The sequence below is a fragment of the Megasphaera sp. SW808 genome (assembly GCF_012027795.1).
In the GTDB taxonomy this organism is placed as follows: Bacteria; Bacillota; Negativicutes; order Veillonellales; family Megasphaeraceae; genus Megasphaera; species Megasphaera stantonii.
Genome location: NZ_SJOT01000034.1, coordinates 1 through 19,328, shown reverse-complemented (window position 1 = coordinate 19,328; position 19,328 = coordinate 1). Strand labels below are relative to the sequence as shown.

Genomic DNA, 19,328 nt, shown 5'->3' with positions numbered 1-19,328 from the left:
GGTGAAAAAATTCCTGATCTAGATGAAAATAAGAAGAAAAACACAGTCGTTGTTTTGTAATTTTTGCGAAAAAAGTGTCTTGAAAGAGGCACTTTTTTTGCTTTTCAGACGATTTTTTTCATACTAAAAAGCACGTCGCAGCAAGTGTGCAACGTGCTTTTTAGCAGGTATATTATACCTTAGCGAGAGATATTAGGGAACTACAACCAGTAACGGCAACAGCCGTGGACGGAAAAAGATTATACCTTAGCGAGAGATATTAGGGAACTACAACGTAGAAATGCAACAGGGATTTGACACCCAGATTATACCTTAGCGAGAGATATTAGGGAACTACAACTTTGGATAAATAGTTAAATTAGCAAAATAGATTATACCTTAGCGAGAGATATTAGGGAACTACAACGAAAATTATATGCTGGGCTGGTATTTTGTCATTATACCTTAGCGAGAGATATTAGGGAACTACAACTCGCTGGGGCATATAGATTCTCCAAAGTTTATTATACCTTAGCGAGAGATATTAGGGAACCATGACATATAAGGGGACAGAGTCAAGTTGTTGTGAGTAAATAAATTTATAACTGTGTGAAACTTTTTCTGTAAATAGCTGCTATTGCACTAAATCACAGTGTATGGCTGGCAAGGACTTAGAACCATAAATGGCTATATTAAGCCGTTTTTAGCTTTCATTTGGTTTCTGACGCTTCACAGCGTTACGCGTAACGTCTTCTTTTCTTTATTCTCTTTCTTTTTATATTTTTTCTGTCTTATTTTTTATTTAGTGTATTTTCTTTTTTTTTGATGAATCGTTTTTGCTTTGCGTTTTATGCAAGTTTAGCAAAGGAGGAAATAAATTCGGCCCTTCATGTCCCTTACTACTATAGAGAGCTGCGAAGGGAGAGGTGCAGACATGAAGGCGCTGCGATGGTTTCAGACAAAGGTTGGGTTATTTCAGGACCCGCGGATGATGTATTTGCTGAGTCAGCCTCATGGCGATTCGTATTTCGTCATTTGGTTTTATCTCAAGGATTTGGCCGGCATGATCAACGACGACGGCTACATATACGTATCGGAGGGCCAGGCTATGCCGACGGAGCTGCTGGCTCGTCAGCTGCGCCGCCGCAAGGCTTTTGTGGAACGGGTGCTGGACGTGTTTGAGCAGATTGACCTCATCAGCCGCGATGAAACGGGGCTGATCCGCATCGTGCCTTGGGATGAAATTCAGAGCTTTTCCCGCGACGAGAAGAAGCGCAGCGACGCCCGAGACCGCATGAGACGGTATCGCCAGCGGCAGCGGGAGGGACAGGCGAAGGCAGCAGCTTGCGCTTCCCATAATGAAATGGCTGGCTGTATGTCCGAAGAGAGACTGCAGGGCGTCAATGGGCAGGCCTGTGAAACGGGATATACTGCGCCGTATGGCAGAGCTGAATTATATTGCGTTCGGTATGATGAACAGGTTGGGGCTATGCTTGACGAGAAAGTACATGGTGTTGATAAGCCAACACCTGAAACGGAACCTGCTGCATCGTACAGCGAGATGACTATGGGGTGCTTTCGGCATGGTGAGAAGGATATCCTTGTGACCGATAAGAAAAGGCTGCGTGTCCATGGACAGGCACAACAAACGGGATATACCGTGCCGTATGGCAAGGCTAAATGGGATTGTGTTCAGCATGGCGAACAGGTTGACCGTATGCTTGGTGAGAAAATGCAGAGCATCAACGCTCCAATACCTGACACGGAACATACTGCATCGTACGGCAGGGCTGCTGTGGATTATCCCCGAAATGGCATGAAGACCATCGCTGTGACCGATAAGAAAAGACTGCGTGTCCATGGACAGGCACAACAAACGGGATATGCCGTGCCGTCTGGCAAGGCTGACTTACATTGTGTTCAGCATGGTGAACAAGTGGGTATTCTGCTTGACGAGAAAATGCAGAGCATCAACGAGCCAATACCTGCAACGGAATACGCTGCACTATGTGGTGGGGCTGATCTGACCTGCACACAGCTTTCCGAAAGGCAGGAACTCGCGGCGTATGATGGGGACGACATAGACGGAATACAGGGAGAGGAAGGGGCCGAAGGAGTAGCGGATGTAACAGAAGACTGGGCATATACGCCAGGGGCAGATTCTGCCGCAGATTATCCCGATGAGGGGCGGGATACCTGCAGCGATAGGGAGGAGCCGTCGTCTCCGCCGGGCGGCAAGGCCCTCCTGTATTACGAAGCCTTGTTCGGCAAGGCCGACAGGCAGACTGCAGAAGCCTTGCAGGGGTTGGCGCGGTGCTGGGGCGACGAGGCTGTCTGCCGGGCCGTTTGCATTGCTTTGAAGAAGGGCGAGTCCAGCATCCCGTATATCCGCGCCGTATTGGTTCACTGCAAGGGGAATCCCCGCCATGATACGGCGCCCAGTCCGTACGAGAACGAAAGGTCTATGCCTTCCGGCCAGGGCGGACTCCGCCATATCAGCGATATGAACTGGGGCAGCCTGGACGTCAGCTTAGGCGAAGGCATTTGTCCCGTGTATGAAGCGCTGCCATAGGCATAATGGCTAAAGGACGGACCGCAGATTCAGGTTAGCAAGACGTCTGAAAATCAGAATCTACAGGTTCTGACAGCGTTAGGATACGGGTAAAAAAGTATAAACTCATGGCGGGGAAACGTTGTTATTCAAAAATTAAAGAATAATAGAGCAGCGCAGCGCTGCTCTGCCGGTACCGTCATGCCGCCTATGGCCTATATGACGCAGCCCATAGCGATAAATACTGCGCGTAATGGGGAAAGCGTATACACGCAGCAAAGCAGCGGTGCTCGTACATTATGAAGGAAATACCGATACAGCAAGGCGGATATCGAAGCAAAAATACTTGCAAAAACGCTATTCTTTTAGACGGCGTAAAATAATTGCAGAAAAACTTTAGTGTACAAACGTAAAGCATATAATGTAACGGTAATGCGCGTTGGCGTGTTGCTGCATATTGTCTATGATGCGAACCATAGCAGCAATAGATTGAGGAAATTATCAAAAAATTCCTGTCAAAACGATACCCACAACAACGTTACCCTATCATTTTTTTGCTTTTTTACTAGCCAAACAGTTTGCCGATTGTTACAATAAACAGTAAAAGCAACATATCATAATATTTGCGAGGCGATATCTATGAGTTTGGCTACGGAAAAAGAATTTAAAAATATTCACGAGTTCATTGAGCGGCGATTGGGCGGTCGGAAACCGGTGTCCGACGAAGAACTGAACGAGCTGATTCAGGAATATATGGACCAGACGAATACTATGCTGGAAGCACAGGAGCCGCTGACGGAGGAAACGGCGGAAGACGTATTCGACTGGTTAGAGCTGGCCGGACGAGCCAGGAGCAAAAAGGTGCAGAGACGGTATCTGGAAAAGGCGAAGGAACTGGAGCCGAAAAATCTGGACGTATTGTCTGCCCTGCTGTTTTTGGACAAGCGGGCCTATCATGAGTATCTGCCCGACGTTGAACGGCTGCTGGCTCTGGGCAAGGAAGATCTGCGGGAGCGGAAGATTTACCAGCAGTCCGTAGGCGACTTTTATCAGGTTTTGGAGACGCGCCCGTATATCCGGCTTATGCATATGTATATGTTTCTGCTGCAGCAGTGCATGATGCTGCGGAAGGCCATCGCCGTAGGCAAGGAAATTTTAAAATTAAACTGCAGCGATAATCTGGGCGTCCGATATACGCTGATGCACTTGTATGTCTATATGGAAGACGAATACAACGCCCTGAAGTTGATGCGTCAATTCAAGGAAGTCGACGATTCGGCCGGATTTCAGCTGCCTCTGGCGCTGCTGTATTTCCAAGAGGGGAAATCAGAGGAAGCCAAAGGCGTATTGAAACGATTGAGCACGACGTACCGCGGGTTCCGATCGTTCCTCAAGGATGCGGCGGAACTACGGCTGCTCGATGAATCCGAATATATAGATGAATATCAGCTGTATACGGAAAGCGAATTAGTCAGCTGCTATCAGGAAAACTTGTTCCTGTGGGATTCGCGGCAGGAATTTTTCCAGTGGGCCCGGAAAGCGATGACGCCGCCCCGGAAGAAGAAAGAGCAGACGACGACGTAATGATGCATAGGGAGCAGTCCGGCTGGCAGCGGCCGGGCTGTTTTGCTATGGATAGGATTGTATCAAAAAAAGTTATTTGACTTTTTGACCAATTGGCCGTTTTTTGGCCTAAAATCATTGACAAATACTTGCAATCATGCTATCTTTTATATAGTCATTAGCACTCAAATTGCATGAGTGCTAATTAATAAGTCAAATGAGCAGAAGCAGAGGTGATGCATATGGATTTGGATGAGAGAAAACAAAAAATATTGCAGGCCATCATTCAGGACTATATCACTTCTGCCGAACCGGTCGGTTCGCGGACTATCGCCCGAAAGTACAATTTAGGCGTCAGCGCCGCGACGATCCGCAATGAAATGTTTGATTTGGAAATGCTGGGCTATTTGGAACAGCCCCACACGTCGGCCGGACGGATTCCGTCCATCAAGGGCTATCGGTTTTACGTCGACTGCCTGCTGGAGCCGACGCAGATTTCCGAAGAAGAAAAGCGGTTCGTCCAGTCCTGGTTCCACGATAAGATGAACAACGTCGATCAGATATTCCAGTCGACGGCCAAGGTCTTGTCCAAGATCACCCACAACGTGACCTTGGTCATGGCGGCGCAGCAGGTGAGCTCGAAGCTGAAGTACATCCGCTTCCTGCCCCTGGATTTCCGGCGGGCCATCATGATCGTCGTCACCGATTCGGGCCAGATCGAGAACTGCATTTTCCCGAAGCCCGAAGATACGGACGTAGACGAGCTGAACGTTATCGCCGAAAAGCTGACGCATTACCTGGCTGGCCTTCCCGTGAGCCGCATAAACATGGAAATGCTGGAGCAGTTTCACGAATCCATCGTCGGCGACCTGGAGCTGTACCGGCTGGCCTTCCGGTCTATCCATCAGGCCTTCCGCAGGGAGCAGCAGCTGTACAAGGGCGGGGCCATGGAGCTCTTAAACAAGCCGGAGTTCAAAGACGTAGCGAAGGCGAAAAACTTGTTCACCATGCTGGAGGAACAGGACGTCATGGCCAATCTGTTCAGCGACGGCGGCCAGGAGCCGCAGAAGACCGTGACCGTGCGCATTGGGGAAGAAGCCAACCTATCTCCTATCAACGATTGCAGCATTATCGAGGCGACTTTCAAGGCAGACGACGTCGTCCTCGGCAAGATTGCCGTGCTGGGGCCGACGCGCATGGAATATGCCAAGATCATCGGTCTCCTCGATTTTATGAAGCAGCATGTGACGAATATTTTAGAGCATTATCACGATGACACATAGGAGGTTTTCATACAGATGAGCAAAGATAAAGACAAGAAGCGCGAACAGCAGGCCGCCGAGGAAGCGGCAGAAGCTGAAAAAGCAGAAGTAAACGAAACGGCCGAAGCTGCTCCGGCGGCAGATGAAGAACAAGCGGCAGAAGAAACCGCTTCGACCGATGCCAAAGCAGAAGCAGCTGTTGCGGAAATGCAGCAGCGGTATATGCGCCTGCAGGCCGACTTCGCCAATTTCAAAAAGCGGACGGCCGGCGAAAAGCTTCAGATTTCTGAAGTCGTAAAAATGGAAGTCCTGCAGAACGTCCTTCCCGTCGTCGACAACTTCGAACGGGCCCTGCAGGTGCCGCAGGACAAGCTGACGGACGAGCTGAAATCCTTCGTAGACGGCTATGAAATGATTTATAAACAGCTCATGACCGTCCTGGAAAAGGAAGGCGTTGTAAAAATCGACGCCGTCGGCAAGCCCTTCGACCCGAACTACCATCAGGCAGTCATGCGGGTGGCCAGCGACGAATACGACAACGACGTCGTCGTGGAAGTGCTGCAGGAAGGCTATTTGCTGGGCGACAAGACCTTGCGTCCGGCTATGGTAAAAGTTGCATTTAACGGTTAATCATCGTAGAAACATATTGAGGAGGAATTCATCATGAGTAAAGTAATTGGTATTGACTTAGGTACGACAAACTCTGTTGTAGCTGTTATGGAAGGCGGCGAACCGACCGTCATCACGAATACAGAAGGTTCCCGTTTGACGCCGTCTGTCGTAGGCTTTTCCAAGACAGGCGAACGCCTCGTAGGCCAGCTGGCAAAACGTCAGGCCGTTTCCAATCCGGAAAACACGATTTCTTCTATTAAACGTCACATGGGCGAAAGCTATACCGTCGACATCAACGGCGAAAAATACACGCCCCAGCAGATTTCCGCTATGGTACTGCAGAAATTGAAGGCCGACGCTGAAAGCTATTTGGGCGAAAAAGTAACCCAGGCGGTCATCACCGTTCCGGCTTATTTCAACGACTCCCAGCGTCAGGCTACGAAGGACGCCGGCCAGATTGCAGGCCTCGACGTGCTCCGTATCGTCAACGAACCGACGGCGGCTGCCTTGGCATACGGCCTCGATAAGGGCGGCGAAGGCAAGATTCTCGTATTCGACCTCGGCGGCGGTACCTTCGACGTATCTATCCTCGAACTGGGCGACGGCGTCTTCGAAGTTAAGGCTACCAACGGCGATACGCACCTCGGCGGCGACGATTTCGACAACGCTGTCATGAACTGGATGGTCAGCGAATTCAAGGGCCAGACGGGCATCGACCTCTCGGCCGACAAGATGGCTGAACAGCGCTTGAAGGAAGCTGCAGAAAAAGCGAAAATCGAACTGTCTACGGTTCTTTCGACGAACATCAACCTGCCGTTCATCACGGCTGACGCTACGGGCCCGAAACACCTCGACTTGACCTTGACGCGCGCTAAATTCAACGAATTGACGGAAGACCTCGTACACCGTACGATGGAACCGACGAAGAAAGCCATCGCCGATTCGGGCTTCACCATCGACGAAATCGACAAGATCATCCTCGTCGGCGGCTCCAGCCGTATTCCTGCCGTACAGGATGCTATTAAATCCATCCTCGGCAAGGAACCGAGCAAGGGCGTCAACCCCGACGAATGCGTCGCTATCGGCGCAGCTATCCAGGCCGGCGTTCTCGTAGGCGACGTCAAAGACGTACTGCTCCTCGACGTAACGCCCTTGTCCCTGGGCATTGAAACGCTGGGCGGCGTATTTACGAAGATTATCGAACGGAACACGACGATTCCGACGTCCAACAGCCAGGTATTCTCTACGGCCGTCGACAACCAGCCCTCCGTCGACGTACACGTCCTGCAGGGCGAACGCGAAATGGCTGCCGACAACAAGACACTGGGCCGTTTTGAACTGTCCGATATCCCAGCAGCTCCGCGCGGAGTACCCCGCATCGAAGTTACCTTCAACATCGACGCCAACGGCATCGTAAACGTTTCGGCTAAAGACCTCGGCACGGGCAAGGAACAGAAGATTACCATTCAGTCTTCGTCGGGCCTCGATAAGAGCGAAATCGACCGCATGGTCAAGGAAGCTGCGGCTCACGAAGCAGAAGATAAGAAACGGAAGGAACTCATCGAAGCGAAGAACAACGCCGACTCCCTGATTTATCAGGCTGAAAAGACGATTAAAGACCTGGGCGACAAAGCCGACGCTTCCAAGGTTTCCGATATTAAGAGCAAGATTTCCGATTTGAAGGAAGCGATGAAGAGCGACGACCTCGACAAGATTAAATCGGCTTCTGAAGCCGTCACGAAACCGCTCTACGACCTGACGAGCGAAATGTACAAGCAAGCCGGCGCGCAGCAGCAGGCTCAGCAGGGCCCGGCCGGCGCAGGCAGCGCTCAGGGCGGCGCGCAGCAGAGCGCCCAGGGCGGCGAAAAGGTAGTCGACGCAGACTATAAAGTAGTAGACGACGACCAGAAGTAAGGTAGATAAGAGGGGTTGCCCATATGAGTACGAAACGAGATTATTACGAAATCCTCGGCGTTCCTAAAGACGCCAGTGACGCAGAGATCAAAAAGGCTTTCCGCAAGTTAGCCATCAAATACCATCCGGATAAAAACCGGGACGACCCCAAAACTGCCGAAGAAAAGTTTAAGGAAGTCAACGAAGCTTACCAGGTCTTGTCCGATAAGAACAAGCGCGCCCAATACGACCAGTTCGGCCACGCCGCCTTTGAAAACGGCGGCGCCGGCGGTCCGGGCGCAGGCGGCTTCGGTGGGTTCGGCGGCTTTGGCGGATTCGGTCAGGGCGGCGGGTTCGGCGGCTTTGAAGACATCTTCGCCGATTTCTTCGGCGGCCAGGGACGCCGCCAGTCGGCAAACGGCCCGCAGCGCGGCGCAGACCTGCGTTTCGACGTGGATATTTCCTTTAAGCAGGCCGCCTTCGGCACGGAAATGGAAATCCAGGTCCCGAAGGATGAAACGTGTGACCGCTGCAACGGCAGCGGCGCCGAACCGGGCAGCGACGTAGAAACGTGCCCCGTCTGCCACGGCACAGGCCAGCAGCGCGTCGTCCAGAACACGCCCTTCGGCCAGATGGTCAACGTCCGCACCTGCTCGCACTGCGGCGGCACGGGCAAGATCATCAAGAAGAAGTGCACGAAGTGCCACGGCGACGGCACGGTCAAGGTCCGCAAGAAACTGAAAATCAAGATTCCTGCCGGCGTCGACGACGGAGCCCGTCTCCGCGTAGCCGGCGAAGGCGAACCGGGCGTACGCGGCGGCGGCCACGGCGATTTGTACGTATACATCTTCGTCCGCCGGGACCCGCAGTTCACGCGGGAAGGAAATGACATCCTGTCGCAGGAAACGATTTCCTTCGCTCAGGCGGCCTTGGGCTCGACGATCCGCGTCGACACGCTGGATGGCAAAATCGAGCTGAAAATTCCTGCCGGCACGCAGACCGGTACGGTATTCCGCATCCGCGGCAAGGGCGTGCCCGTCTTGGGCGCGAAGGACCGCCGCGGCGATCATCACGTACAGGTCACTGTAGCCGTACCGAAGAAGCTGAACGCCAAACAGAAGGAATTGCTGAAGGAATTTGCCTACGCAGGCGGCGAAACCTGGGTGGGGGAGCCTAAGCCGGCCCAGACATCGCCGGAAGGTTCCAAAGAAAAATCTAAGGGCAAAAAAGGCTTTTGGAGCAAATTAAAAGAAGAACTTTGAAGATAAGGGAGAACATTCGATGAAATGGAATGAAATCGATTTGATTGTTTCCCCAGAGGCCACCGATTTGGTGGCCCTTCTTTTATATGAATGCGGTGGCAGCGGCTCGATCATCCACGACGACGAAGCCGACGAGCTGGGCCGCATCCGTATAACGGCGTATTTCCCGCCGGAGCAGAAGGACGCTGTGGAAACGGTACGAACGCATATGAGGGAGCTGGCCCGCCGCGACGCGGCATTAGGCAAGTGGCAGATCCGGACGAACCTGACCGACGACACGGACTGGCTCTATTCCTGGCAGGCCTATTTTCACCCGAAGAAGATATCGGAGCATTTCTGGGCCGCACCGGCCTGGGAGCCGGCTGAGCCGGGCGAGGGCGAAGATGTCGTAGTCATCGAGCCGGGACTGGCCTTCGGCAGCGGCTTCCACGACACGACGTGCATGTGCGTCCAGTATTTGGAACAGGCCGTCAAGCCGGGAGACGAAGTATTTGATATCGGCACGGGAACGGGCATCTTAGCCGTGGCGGCGGCCAAGCTAGGCGCAAAGCACGTCGTCGCCGTCGATTTCGACGAAAAGGCCGTATCTCAGGCCGTCATCAACGCCAACCTGAACAACGTGAGCGACGTCGTCGACGTGTACAACAGCGATCTCTTGGCCGCTGTATCGGCTGAGGGCAAAAAGGCCGACGTCGTCGTGGCCAATTTGGTGACCAACGCCGTCCTGGCCTTGCTGCCGACTCTGCCGCCGTACATGGAAGCAGGCGGCGTCCTGATTGCCAGCGGCATCATTGACGAGCGCATCGGCGAGGTACGCCGCGCCGCAGGGGAAGCAGGCTTTGCCTGGGAAGACGAATGCCTGCAGAACGGCTGGTACGCCGTGCGCATGAGGAGACTATAATGCGGAAACTATTTACGGATTTTCCCATTTGCGGGAACTTTGAGCTGTCGGCTGACGACGCCCGCCACGTCCTCGTCGTCCTCCGCCATACGGTGGGGGACACGCTGGCTGTGACGGACAGCACGGGCGCAACGTACGAATGCGTCATCACGGCCGTGCAGGGCCATTCGGCTATGCTGACGCCGGCGAAAAAGCTGTCCGACGGCGACGAGACGGCCGGCGAGGTCGTCCTGGCGGCGGGGCTTTTGAAGAGCGACAAGTTCGACTGGGTCGTCCAAAAGGCGACGGAGCTGGGCGTCAGCCGCATTGTTCCTGTACAAATGGAAAATTGTGTAGTAAAATTAAATGAAACTCGCCGTCAAAGCCGGCGGGAACGGTGGCAGCGCCTGGCCCTGGAAGCGGCGAAGCAGTGCGGCCGCAGCGACGTGCCGCCTGTAGAGGACGTCGTCGAGTTCCAGGCTCTGGTGGACCAGTACGGCCATGAGCGGTTCGTCATTCCCTACGAACGGGAAACGGCCCCGCTGGCCGACGTATGCAGCCAGATCCGCACGGGAAACGTCGTGCTCTGCATCGGCCCCGAAGGCGGGTTTTCACCGAAAGAAATACAATACGCCGAGGCGCACGCCGCCTGGTGCCGTACCGTTTCCTTAGGGCCCCGCATCCTGCGGGCCGAGACGGCGTCGCTGGCAGCCCTGGCGATTGTCAAATACGAAAGAGGATTTAAATAATGGCGACTATTGCTTTTGCGACGCTGGGATGCCGCGTCAATCAATACGATACGGACAGCATGCGCGGCCTGTTTTTGGCCGAAGGCTTTGCCGACGCCGATTTTAACGACGCCGCCGACGTGTATGTCATCAACACCTGCTCGGTAACCCAGATGGGGGAAAAGAAATCGCGGCAGCTCATCCGACGGGCGAAAAAGCGCAATCCTAAGGCTGTCGTCGTCGTGACGGGCTGCTACGCCCAGCTCGATCCGGAGCTGTTGGCGGCTATGGACGGCGTCGACGCCGTCGTAGGCACCAATGAAAAGAAGAATATCACAGCCATCGTCCGAAAGCTGCTGGGACGTGAAGCCGACGGGACGATACAGGCCGTGCACGACGTCATGAAGGGCGACGAATTCGAGGAAATTCCCCTCTATCCGTCGGCAGTGGAGCATACGCGGGCCGACCTAAAGATTCAGGAAGGGTGCAATAATTTCTGTACCTACTGCATCATACCGTACACGAGGGGCGGCTTGAAGTCGCGCCGGCCCGACGCCGTCATAGCCGAGGCGCAGCGCCTCATTTCCTACGGCTTTAAGGAGCTCGTCCTGACGGGCATTCACTTGGGCGCATACGGCAAGGACCTGCCGGAACGGCCGACGCTGGCCCTCATCCTGCGGCGTCTCCTGGACGAGACGGACGTGCAGCGCATCCGCATGGGCTCCGTCGAATCGCTGGAAGTAGACGACGACCTCATCGAGGTCATGAATTCATCCGACCGCATTTGCCCGCACCTGCACCTGCCCCTGCAGTCCGGCTCCGACGCCATCCTGAAGGCTATGAACCGCCAGTATACGAAGGCTGAGTACAAAGGCTTGATTGCCGAGCTGCGCAGCCGCATTCACGGCCTGACCATCTCGACGGACTTGATTTTAGGCTTTCCCGGCGAAACGGACGAGCTGTTTCAGGAGACGATGGAAACGCTGGAAGAACTGAAATTTTCCCATATCCACGCCTTTCCCTATTCGCAGCGGCCCGGCACGCCGGCGGCAGCCATGGCGAACCAAGTCGATCCGCAAATAAAGAAAGAGCGCGTCGAAATCGTCAACGCTTTGTCGGCCCGGCAGAAGGACGAGCTCCTGTCCCGGATGGTCGGCAAGACCGTCCATGTCCTCATCGAGCGGCAGGACGGCACGAAGGGCGAAGGCTTTTCGGAAAACTACGAACGGGTCTGCGCGGAAGGCCTGACGGAACCTTGCGAAGGCGCAATCGTTCCCGTCGTGCTGGACCGGGCGGACAACCATATACTTTACGGTACATTAAAGGAGGATGCTTAACATGGAAGACTGCTTATTCTGCAAGATCATCAAGGGAGAAATCCCCAGTACGAAGGTGTATGAAGACGATAACTTTTTCGCTTTCAAGGACATTGCGCCTGTCGCGCCGGTACACGTCCTGGTCATTCCGAAAAAGCACGTCGCCAGCATTGCGGCTCTGACGGAAGACGACGCCGACGTAGCCGGCAAGATGCTCTTCGCCATCCAGAAGGTCGCCCAGGAACTGGGACTGGACAAAGACGGCTACCGGGTCATTTTCAACACTGGCGAAAAGGCCGGCCAGACGGTACATCACATGCATGCCCATATCTTAGGCGGCAAGGAAATGGCTTGGCCCGGCGTATAAGCGATGGAAGAAGATATGTCGAAACGGCCGCGCCCTGCCGGCCGTCCTAAGAAAAAGAGAAAGCTGCCCCATGTGTCACTGCGCGGCGGTTCAGGCATCCGTATCATATCCATTGCGATACTTGCCGCCGTCATGGCCTTTCTCATACTAAAAGGAGTATAAGCATGGCAACAGCCTGCGCAGTGAAAGCGATTGCTTGGCGGCGCAGGCTTTTTGTATTAGTGATATCCGCCGGCGTATTCGCGTCGGCAGAACGAGGTGCGTCGTATGATAATGAAAAGCCGCAGCCGTATCCTATGGGGCTGTCTCTGTGCCGTCGGCTGCGAAACCCTATTCGGCCTGAGCTATATCTGTACCAAGGAGGCGACGCAGGCCGCCAGCGCCCTGACATTGCTGGGATGGCGGTTTTTCGTCGCCGCTGCGTTCATGGCCCTGTGCGCCGCGTCGGGAAGGGTGCAGGTGCGCTGGAAAGGAAAACCAAGGAAGCCCCTGCTGGCCGTGGCCCTCTGCAATCCTGTCGTCTATTTTGTCGCCGAGACCATAGGCATCAGCCGGACGACGGCCTCGGAAAGCGGCGCCTTTTTGGCCTGCATTCCCGCCGTGTCGCTCCTGGCCTCGACGCTGCTGCTGGATAAATCGCCGCAGAAGCATCAGGTCGTCGGCATTGCCGTGACCCTGGCCGGCGTCCTCACGGCAGTCCTGGCAGCCGGCGCGTCGGCGAGCTTTTCTCTTTCCGGCTACGCTGTCCTGACGATTGCCGTCCTGTCTTATGCCCTGTACAGCGTATCTGTCGAAAAGGCCGCAGCTTATACGGGGGCAGAGCTTACGGCGGCCATGATGGCGGCCGGCGCGGCCGTATTTATTCCCTTGGCTCTCGCCGAAGGATGGCATGCGGAGACGCTGGCCTATAGCCTGTATCTTCCTCTGACTAATACAGCTTTTCTTGCCGCCGTTTTGTATCAGGGCGTCGGCTGTTCCGTCCTAGCCTTCTTCTTGTCCAATATAGCCATCGCCAGCATCGGTGTAAACCGCACGGCGTCATTCATCGGCATTTCCACCGTCGTATCCATCGTCGCCGGCGTGACCCTGTTGGGCGAGACCTTTTCCCTGACGCAGACCATCGGCGTCGCCGTTATATTGTCCGGCGTGTACATCGCCAATGCGAACATCGGAAAATCTAATGGGATGTAACCAACAAAATACCTCTTGCCTGTCCATGAAATATCACGATTTGCTCTCTCGGCAAAAAAAATATTTCATGAACAGGCATTTTTTTACATATATTTTTTCCCTTTGTCAGCTTTAAATTCAATATAAAAACGGGGGGATTGATGGTAACGATAAAATAGCCTGTTCCCGAATTTTATCGGGGTGGCCTGAGGATAAAAGTGTCATTAAATTTATTAGAAATATTGCCGAAATACATAATATTTTAATTAAATAATAAATAATACGTAAAATAATAACAAGGCAGGGGATATTGATTTTATTTTAGTAAAGTGATATATTGAAAACTATAAAAGGGGGTGAAAGATATGTTCTCTAGCTTGAACCGTTGGAATAACAGGGTGAATACATCCTGGGATATGAACGCAAATACATATACGGGGGGGGGGTACCATTATAGCCATAAATATGCATTCGTCCCGTATACAGTACTGACGACGACTATCCGGGGATTCGTGCGCCCTGTTATGCATCATAGCGTGTGTTTTAGGCAGCATAGGTTTATGCTGTCTTTTTTGCGTGTCTGCCTTGGCTGGAAGCAGGCCGGACGGTATATGGCTGCTGGAGACGGTAAGGTCAGCCTATGAAACGGCCGGCTGTATGCCCCATCTGCGGAAAGGATTTCCTGGCCGACAGGGCGACGCAGAAATACTGCAGCTCTTACTGCCGGCGGTACGCCCACCGGCACGGCGCGAACAACCACGTGCGGCCTCCCAAAGACGCCGAGGCCCTGCGCAGCTTCCGCTGCATCAAGTGCGGCCGCCTCGTGCGGGTCACAGAGCTGACGGACCGGCGGACCAAATTCTGCTCGGCCCATTGCGAGAGGCTCTATTGGAAGCACTCTAAAAAGGTAACGTCCGTAGTCATCCGGCGAGCCTTTCGCTGCCGCAACTGCGGCGCCCTCGTCGAAGTGAGCGAGGCCAAGGACAGGCGGACGACCTTCTGCAGCCTGGCCTGCCGCGAGAAATGGTTTTCCCTGCACAGAAAAAAGTAAAACACGCGAAGCCAAGTATGAATACAAGGAGGAAACACATATGAACCGGATATATAAGTAATTGAGGAATATAGCTAGAATGCGGGATAATGCCTATGCTGTATTCGCTTAAAATGCCTTTTTCGCAGATTTAAGCACTTCATAAGCACTAAGATTCTGTTTAGTGTACTAAAGACTTTTGACCTTGTTGTCTTCAAGGCGAATCAGATTTCCTTTAGTGTAGTAAAAAGAATCTTATTCAAGGATGTCGTCCATGAGTGTACTTGACTCCTCATCCAGAGACGGCATATAATTCACATACAGGTCAAGAGTGGTAATGATGTCTTTGTGTCCTAATCGTCTGCTCAAGACCTTAATATTGACTCCCTTTGCCAAAAGCTGTGTTGCATGGTAGTGTCTGAAATCATGGAAGGTGAACTTCTCCGGGAAACCTAAGTCGATGCAGGTCTTCTTTATGGTGTTCGTGGTCGTGAAGGATAGAGGGCTGTTTGTCTGGGGGTTGTAGAAGATATACTCCGACACCCTCGGGATTGTCTCCAAGACATCCAGCAGCTTTTGACTGATATAGATTGTCCGATAGCTTGACTCCGTTTTCAGTGGCGCATCTATTTCGGACGTAGTAACCTGACTATCCACCTTGATGGTCTTTTTCTTTGTGTCTATCTTCGACCACTTGAGACCGAAGATTTCACCTCGCCGCATCCCCGTCATGATCGCTGTGACAACCAGTGGATAGAGGCGCAGAGGTGATGTCTCTTTAAGGGTGGCTAGTAACTCCTTCATCTTTTCCTCAGATGGTAGCGGAAACTCAGCCTTCCTTCTCCTTTCCTTGATGGTAAAGGTGGAGAAGGTGAGGGGATTCTCCGTGAGTATTCGCTTCCGTATCAGATAGTTAAAAATCGTGCTTAATCGCTGTTTTATGGCCCGTAACGTATTAGGGGCGAGACCTTGTTCTTGTCCCTTTATTAAAAGGTTATCACAGGTGTCTCCCGTAATATTAACGAGACACAAGTGACCAATATAGGGGTAGATGTGCTTCTTGTCCATCTTCTTATACTGGTTCACAGTTCCTTTTGCAAGATGAGTGTTTGTCTTGTACCATTCCTCGGACATTTCCTCGTAGGTCTTCTTTTCCAGTGATGCTTTCTTTTCCTCAGGAGCCATGACATTGTAGGTCAAGCGAAGTTTGGCTGCTTTGTCCAGCAGTTCGTCTTTTGTGTCTGCTGTGACGGATTTACGCAGCTGCTTCTTGTCGATGCTGGTTCCAATGGTTATGGTCATCTTGTACCGGCCATTAGGGAGCACCTGAATGCTTCCTTCTCCTTTTGGCCTTCTGGTTGTCTTTTTGGTTTTTGCCATCCTACCAACTCCTTTCAAAGTTAAAAATTGTGAAAAATCTGTGAGCACATATATAGGCAGTCGCCGAACGCCGCTTCCCCCGTCTGGGTGCGTCTTTGACTGTTTGACCATTGATTATATGTCATTACTGAATCCTATACGATTACATCACATCATAGACGGCCTAGCAAGTCAATGCCTGCTGCTGTCGTCTATATCATCCTTATACAATCAAACACCAGTATTTACCTACATCGCCGGGCGTTGCGGTGCTTATCTAGTGCTAGTGTATCATGACGGGCTGGACATGTCTAATCCATATTTTAAATGGTACACACGGGTACGTGTAAGTTTGGCAACTGGTATACTAGTGTAGAAGTATTTTTATTGGTACTAGGATAGTGGTACTGGGTACCAGTGTTTTAGTACCGTTGAAAAAATCAATCCCTACAGAATAGACAATACTGCCTTATTATAGTATAATTGGTATAAATAATCAATATAGAAAAGAGCTGATACAATGACAAATGAAGAATATAGAAGAAATAAAAGGCTAGAAGAAAAAGAAAAACTAGAAGAGATTTTCAGTTATTTCTTAGTAGCTTCTTTCATCGGCGGCGGTGCTAGTCTTACTGGTTTTATCTTTGGTGGCGTTGACACTCTAAAAGATGTACTAAAAATGTTTATGATTGTGTATTTTATTGCCTTTGCTGTTTATATCGGCAGTAAAACGCATGTACTCGCTGCCGTACTTTTTATAGCTCTTGTCTGGATTTTATGTGATTATGTCTTTTAGAATAACAAATAAAGCCTATCAATTAAGATAGGCTCTTTTTTTTGTGTCTTTAATTATAAGTATATTTCTCAATCCATTTTCTTAATAAATCACTTGCATTTACTGAATACTTATCACATTTTTCTTGAAAATCCTCTTTTAACTGTTGCGTCACACGTAAGCGAATTACTGCGCTTTTTACTTCCTTTTCTTTTTCCATTGTCTCACCTCTTTTATATTATATATTGTACCTACATTGTACCACGAAAAGAAAATTTTGAAAAGTTGAAAAAAGTGCTTGACAATCGTAGCTACACGTAGTAACATATAGACAACGAAAGGACGTAGCTACATAGAGCTACAAAATAAAATGTAGCTACGTGAGATCACAAAAAAGAGAAGGGGACGGATAAAATGACAACAACAACAACTCAACACGAACAACACATTTTAGACGCTATTCGCCGCTATGAAATCGACTGGGAAAAGAAATACCAGCCCGACAACTTCCGTAGTATGCACGCCCATGTAATTTATGAAAGTGGCTGGGAATTATTCTATAGCTATCAGACATTAGTAGGCGTGCGGACACAAGATAAATACTATTTCAAAGACAAGACGTTTTCGCCTACCACGTCTAAGCAACTCACGGCATGGAGTGGCGTAAATACAGCCGCACGTCGGCAGGGCATAAAATCTGGTGTCTTTGGTAGTTTCTAAGTGTCGAAACGGCCTGATTGTCTAGGCCGTCCGCAACGGGGTAGCCGCCTTGCGCTGATGAGATAGGCTAATATAACATTTTGAAATAATAGGAAGGTAGGTACATTATGAAGAAAATCACTGGTGCATTTTTAGAAGAATGTCGAAAAGAAGAGCAAGCTATTCGTGCTTTATTGTCTGAACATATGCCCGACGTGTTCAACAATCGAAAAATAGAGTGGGAATGGTGCCGCTCTATATTTAAAATGGCAAGCGACATTAGAAAAAGAAGACAATCTTTTAGAATCGGGGGAAAGATACGGAATACTGCGTACCGTGTACCTTTTATCGCCAACAGAATATACAAGAATATGTGCCTTTGTAGATAATCATTTTCCGATAAAATACAGAATTTTTGGTGATGATTATTACAAAATAGCAGACTCTTTACAAGAAGACTATTTCAAGCAATATAAATAATGAGCAAAGGCGAAACAACTACGGGCTTAATTGTCTCTAGTTGTCTGGTAGAGTTGTCCTCTATCACTGATGAGCCAGCACGCTTACAAACACACAAGAAAAGGGGTATCACTATGCAAAGTTCGAGAAAACAAGTAGAAAACTGGATTAACTTTTATACGGCGATTGTCGAAAGTGCGCCTAATGTCCGCAAAGTATTACAAGACTTTGACGGCAAGCAAATCAATAAGCGATTGTTTGACGCTTTATGGAATGCCGTAGACAAGCAAAAAATTAAACTGTTTGTCAATAGCGAAGAAGGCCATTTTGATCTTGAATACAGACAATCCTATTTCTCCAATTATGTGAATCTTGCCTTTTTAAATGCTAGATATGGGGAAAATCCTGCATGGACAAAGTTTATAGGCAAGACGGCACGCTTAAACGCAGTAGTAGTTATTGACGCTCTTGACGCTGATATAGAAAAGACTAGGAAGCGGATTGACGACTTGAAGCAGCACCTTGAAACGATAGAAGACACGATAGCTGCACATAACAAGATCATAGAACAGCAAAATGAAATGCTTAAAAAACTGCCGTTTGAGATTAGAGACGCATATCGTAGGAAAATTGAGAAAGTCATGTACATCTAATAAAGGCGAAACACGAGAGCATATCGCTCTTGTGTCCATGGGAAATAGTCTACCCATGCTGATGAGCCAGACTGCTTATAAGAACATATTGATTTATAAAAGGAAGGAGTACCTAGTATGGCCAGACCGAACATCCTAGAAGGAAAAATTGAGATCGCAAAGGCCGAAGGCTTTGTTGTCTTCCGCTACGTCATGGGCAAGTATGCGCCGGACACACCGCAAAGTAATTTGTATCACGTATTGCAGGAATTTAGAAATAAATTCCCAGATTTAACACCTGTTGTCCTTGTTGGCGGCCGTCGTTGGCGGTGGTCAGAAGGGTATAAAATGGCTGTTGTCTATAAGCCGTGAAATCACTTGTATATTCCCGAAAGGGTACACATGTTCTGTAAAGGAAGGAGTAGATCATTATGACAAAACAGGAACTACGTGACTACCTCAAAACGCATGGGTGGTCTTTATCCAAAACAGGTTATGAATGCCGCTACGTCGGCTTGTACAAGCTGGAAAATAACCATGGCTACTACTGGTTATTCAAGACACTAGCGGAAGTCAAGAATTTCGTCAAGTACAACGACATAGACGACTTGACGGAGTTTCAGCCTGATGTCCTGCTATTTTGATTTCACTTGTATATTACCGAAAGAGAACACATGTTCCATATATTTGCTAATCTGATATTTAACAGAACGTGTGTTCGATGATATACTACAAATATGCCAAACACATGTTCTGTAAAGGAAGGAGACAACTATCATGACAAGAGAAGA

21 protein-coding genes, 1 other RNA gene and 1 CRISPR repeat array are annotated in these 19,328 nt (G+C 50.5%); of the genes, 20 read left to right on the top strand and 2 right to left on the bottom strand.

Annotated features, from left to right (window positions below):
- Positions 1-171: 171 nt before the first annotated feature.
- A CRISPR array of direct repeats spans positions 172-538; the repeat unit is 36 nt; unit sequence ATTATACCTTAGCGAGAGATATTAGGGAACTACAAC.
- A gap of 375 nt (positions 539-913) precedes the next feature.
- The 13 genes from E0L13_RS10775 to E0L13_RS10715 all read left to right on the top strand — a co-directional run bounded on the left by E0L13_RS10775 (position 914) and on the right by E0L13_RS10715 (position 14,634).
- Complete coding sequence (locus E0L13_RS10775; protein ID WP_168062337.1) at positions 914-2,551, top strand: phage replisome organizer N-terminal domain-containing protein; 1,638 nt, start codon at positions 914-916, stop codon at positions 2,549-2,551.
- 618 nt (positions 2,552-3,169) lie between these two features.
- On the top strand, positions 3,170-4,114 hold the full coding sequence (locus E0L13_RS10770; protein ID WP_168062335.1) for a hypothetical protein: 945 nt from the start codon (positions 3,170-3,172) through the stop codon (positions 4,112-4,114).
- Positions 4,115-4,335: 221 nt separating this feature from the next.
- Positions 4,336-5,376, top strand: a complete 1,041-nt coding sequence (gene hrcA / locus E0L13_RS10765) for a heat-inducible transcriptional repressor HrcA (RefSeq protein ID WP_168062333.1) — start codon at positions 4,336-4,338, stop codon at positions 5,374-5,376.
- Between the two features lie 15 nt (positions 5,377-5,391).
- Complete coding sequence (gene grpE, locus E0L13_RS10760; RefSeq protein ID WP_168062331.1) at positions 5,392-5,985, top strand: nucleotide exchange factor GrpE; 594 nt, start codon at positions 5,392-5,394, stop codon at positions 5,983-5,985.
- 33 nt (positions 5,986-6,018) lie between these two features.
- A complete protein-coding gene (dnaK, locus tag E0L13_RS10755; RefSeq protein ID WP_168062329.1) occupies positions 6,019-7,881 on the top strand; it encodes a molecular chaperone DnaK in 1,863 nt (620 codons plus the stop codon).
- A 23-nt stretch (positions 7,882-7,904) separates the two neighbouring features.
- Positions 7,905-9,122 (top strand): molecular chaperone DnaJ, encoded by a 1,218-nt coding sequence (dnaJ, locus tag E0L13_RS10750; RefSeq protein WP_168062327.1) that lies wholly within the window; start codon positions 7,905-7,907, stop codon positions 9,120-9,122.
- Between the two features lie 19 nt (positions 9,123-9,141).
- On the top strand, positions 9,142-10,023 hold the full coding sequence (gene prmA / locus E0L13_RS10745) for a 50S ribosomal protein L11 methyltransferase (RefSeq protein ID WP_095630341.1): 882 nt from the start codon (positions 9,142-9,144) through the stop codon (positions 10,021-10,023).
- Positions 10,023-10,751 carry a 16S rRNA (uracil(1498)-N(3))-methyltransferase gene (locus E0L13_RS10740; RefSeq protein WP_087478598.1) on the top strand — a complete coding sequence of 243 codons (729 nt, stop codon included), beginning with the start codon at positions 10,023-10,025 and terminating at the stop codon, positions 10,749-10,751. Before prmA ends, E0L13_RS10740 begins: the two co-directional genes overlap by 1 nt.
- Positions 10,751-12,067: a tRNA (N(6)-L-threonylcarbamoyladenosine(37)-C(2))-methylthiotransferase MtaB gene (gene mtaB / locus E0L13_RS10735; RefSeq protein WP_168062325.1), complete on the top strand. Its 1,317-nt coding sequence runs from the start codon at positions 10,751-10,753 to the stop codon at positions 12,065-12,067. The genes E0L13_RS10740 and mtaB overlap by 1 nt, the downstream gene beginning before the upstream one ends.
- A gap of 1 nt (position 12,068) precedes the next feature.
- Complete coding sequence (locus E0L13_RS10730; RefSeq protein WP_087478596.1) at positions 12,069-12,413, top strand: histidine triad nucleotide-binding protein; 345 nt, start codon at positions 12,069-12,071, stop codon at positions 12,411-12,413.
- Between the two features lie 3 nt (positions 12,414-12,416).
- Positions 12,417-12,575: a hypothetical protein gene (locus tag E0L13_RS10725; protein WP_168062323.1), complete on the top strand. Its 159-nt coding sequence runs from the start codon at positions 12,417-12,419 to the stop codon at positions 12,573-12,575.
- Positions 12,576-12,680: 105 nt separating this feature from the next.
- Positions 12,681-13,604, top strand: a complete 924-nt coding sequence (locus E0L13_RS10720; protein ID WP_168062321.1) for a DMT family transporter — start codon at positions 12,681-12,683, stop codon at positions 13,602-13,604.
- Between the two features lie 619 nt (positions 13,605-14,223).
- Positions 14,224-14,634, top strand: a complete 411-nt coding sequence (locus E0L13_RS10715) for a hypothetical protein (RefSeq protein ID WP_095630345.1) — start codon at positions 14,224-14,226, stop codon at positions 14,632-14,634.
- Between the two features lie 234 nt (positions 14,635-14,868).
- Here the strand turns inward: E0L13_RS10715 and E0L13_RS10710 are convergent, their stop codons facing one another.
- The gene (locus E0L13_RS10710) at positions 14,869-15,993 is read right to left on the bottom strand and encodes a site-specific integrase (protein ID WP_168062320.1); all 1,125 of its coding nucleotides are present in this window, start codon (positions 15,991-15,993) and stop codon (positions 14,869-14,871) included.
- 499 nt (positions 15,994-16,492) lie between these two features.
- Between E0L13_RS10710 and E0L13_RS10705 the strand changes: the two genes are divergently transcribed.
- The gene (locus E0L13_RS10705) at positions 16,493-16,768 is read left to right on the top strand and encodes a hypothetical protein (protein ID WP_168062318.1); all 276 of its coding nucleotides are present in this window, start codon (positions 16,493-16,495) and stop codon (positions 16,766-16,768) included.
- Positions 16,769-16,817: 49 nt separating this feature from the next.
- Here the strand turns inward: E0L13_RS10705 and E0L13_RS10700 are convergent, their stop codons facing one another.
- Positions 16,818-16,967, bottom strand: a complete 150-nt coding sequence (locus E0L13_RS10700; RefSeq protein WP_168062316.1) for a hypothetical protein — start codon at positions 16,965-16,967, stop codon at positions 16,818-16,820.
- Between the two features lie 194 nt (positions 16,968-17,161).
- Between E0L13_RS10700 and E0L13_RS10695 the strand changes: the two genes are divergently transcribed.
- The 6 genes from E0L13_RS10695 to E0L13_RS10670 all read left to right on the top strand — a co-directional run bounded on the left by E0L13_RS10695 (position 17,162) and on the right by E0L13_RS10670 (position 19,181).
- Entirely contained in the window at positions 17,162-17,467 is a 306-nt protein-coding gene (locus tag E0L13_RS10695; RefSeq protein WP_168062314.1) for a hypothetical protein, read from the top strand.
- A 1-nt stretch (position 17,468) separates the two neighbouring features.
- Positions 17,469-17,539: hammerhead ribozyme type II (locus tag E0L13_RS10690), an RNA gene on the top strand.
- A gap of 35 nt (positions 17,540-17,574) precedes the next feature.
- Positions 17,575-17,835, top strand: coding sequence for a hypothetical protein (locus tag E0L13_RS10685; protein WP_168062312.1), 261 nt, complete (start codon positions 17,575-17,577; stop codon positions 17,833-17,835).
- Positions 17,836-17,925: 90 nt separating this feature from the next.
- Positions 17,926-18,558, top strand: coding sequence for a hypothetical protein (locus E0L13_RS10680; protein WP_168062310.1), 633 nt, complete (start codon positions 17,926-17,928; stop codon positions 18,556-18,558).
- Positions 18,559-18,675: 117 nt separating this feature from the next.
- Positions 18,676-18,909, top strand: coding sequence for a hypothetical protein (locus tag E0L13_RS10675; protein ID WP_168062308.1), 234 nt, complete (start codon positions 18,676-18,678; stop codon positions 18,907-18,909).
- A 59-nt stretch (positions 18,910-18,968) separates the two neighbouring features.
- Positions 18,969-19,181, top strand: coding sequence for a hypothetical protein (locus tag E0L13_RS10670; protein ID WP_168062306.1), 213 nt, complete (start codon positions 18,969-18,971; stop codon positions 19,179-19,181).
- The last annotated feature ends 147 nt before the right edge of the window (positions 19,182-19,328 follow it).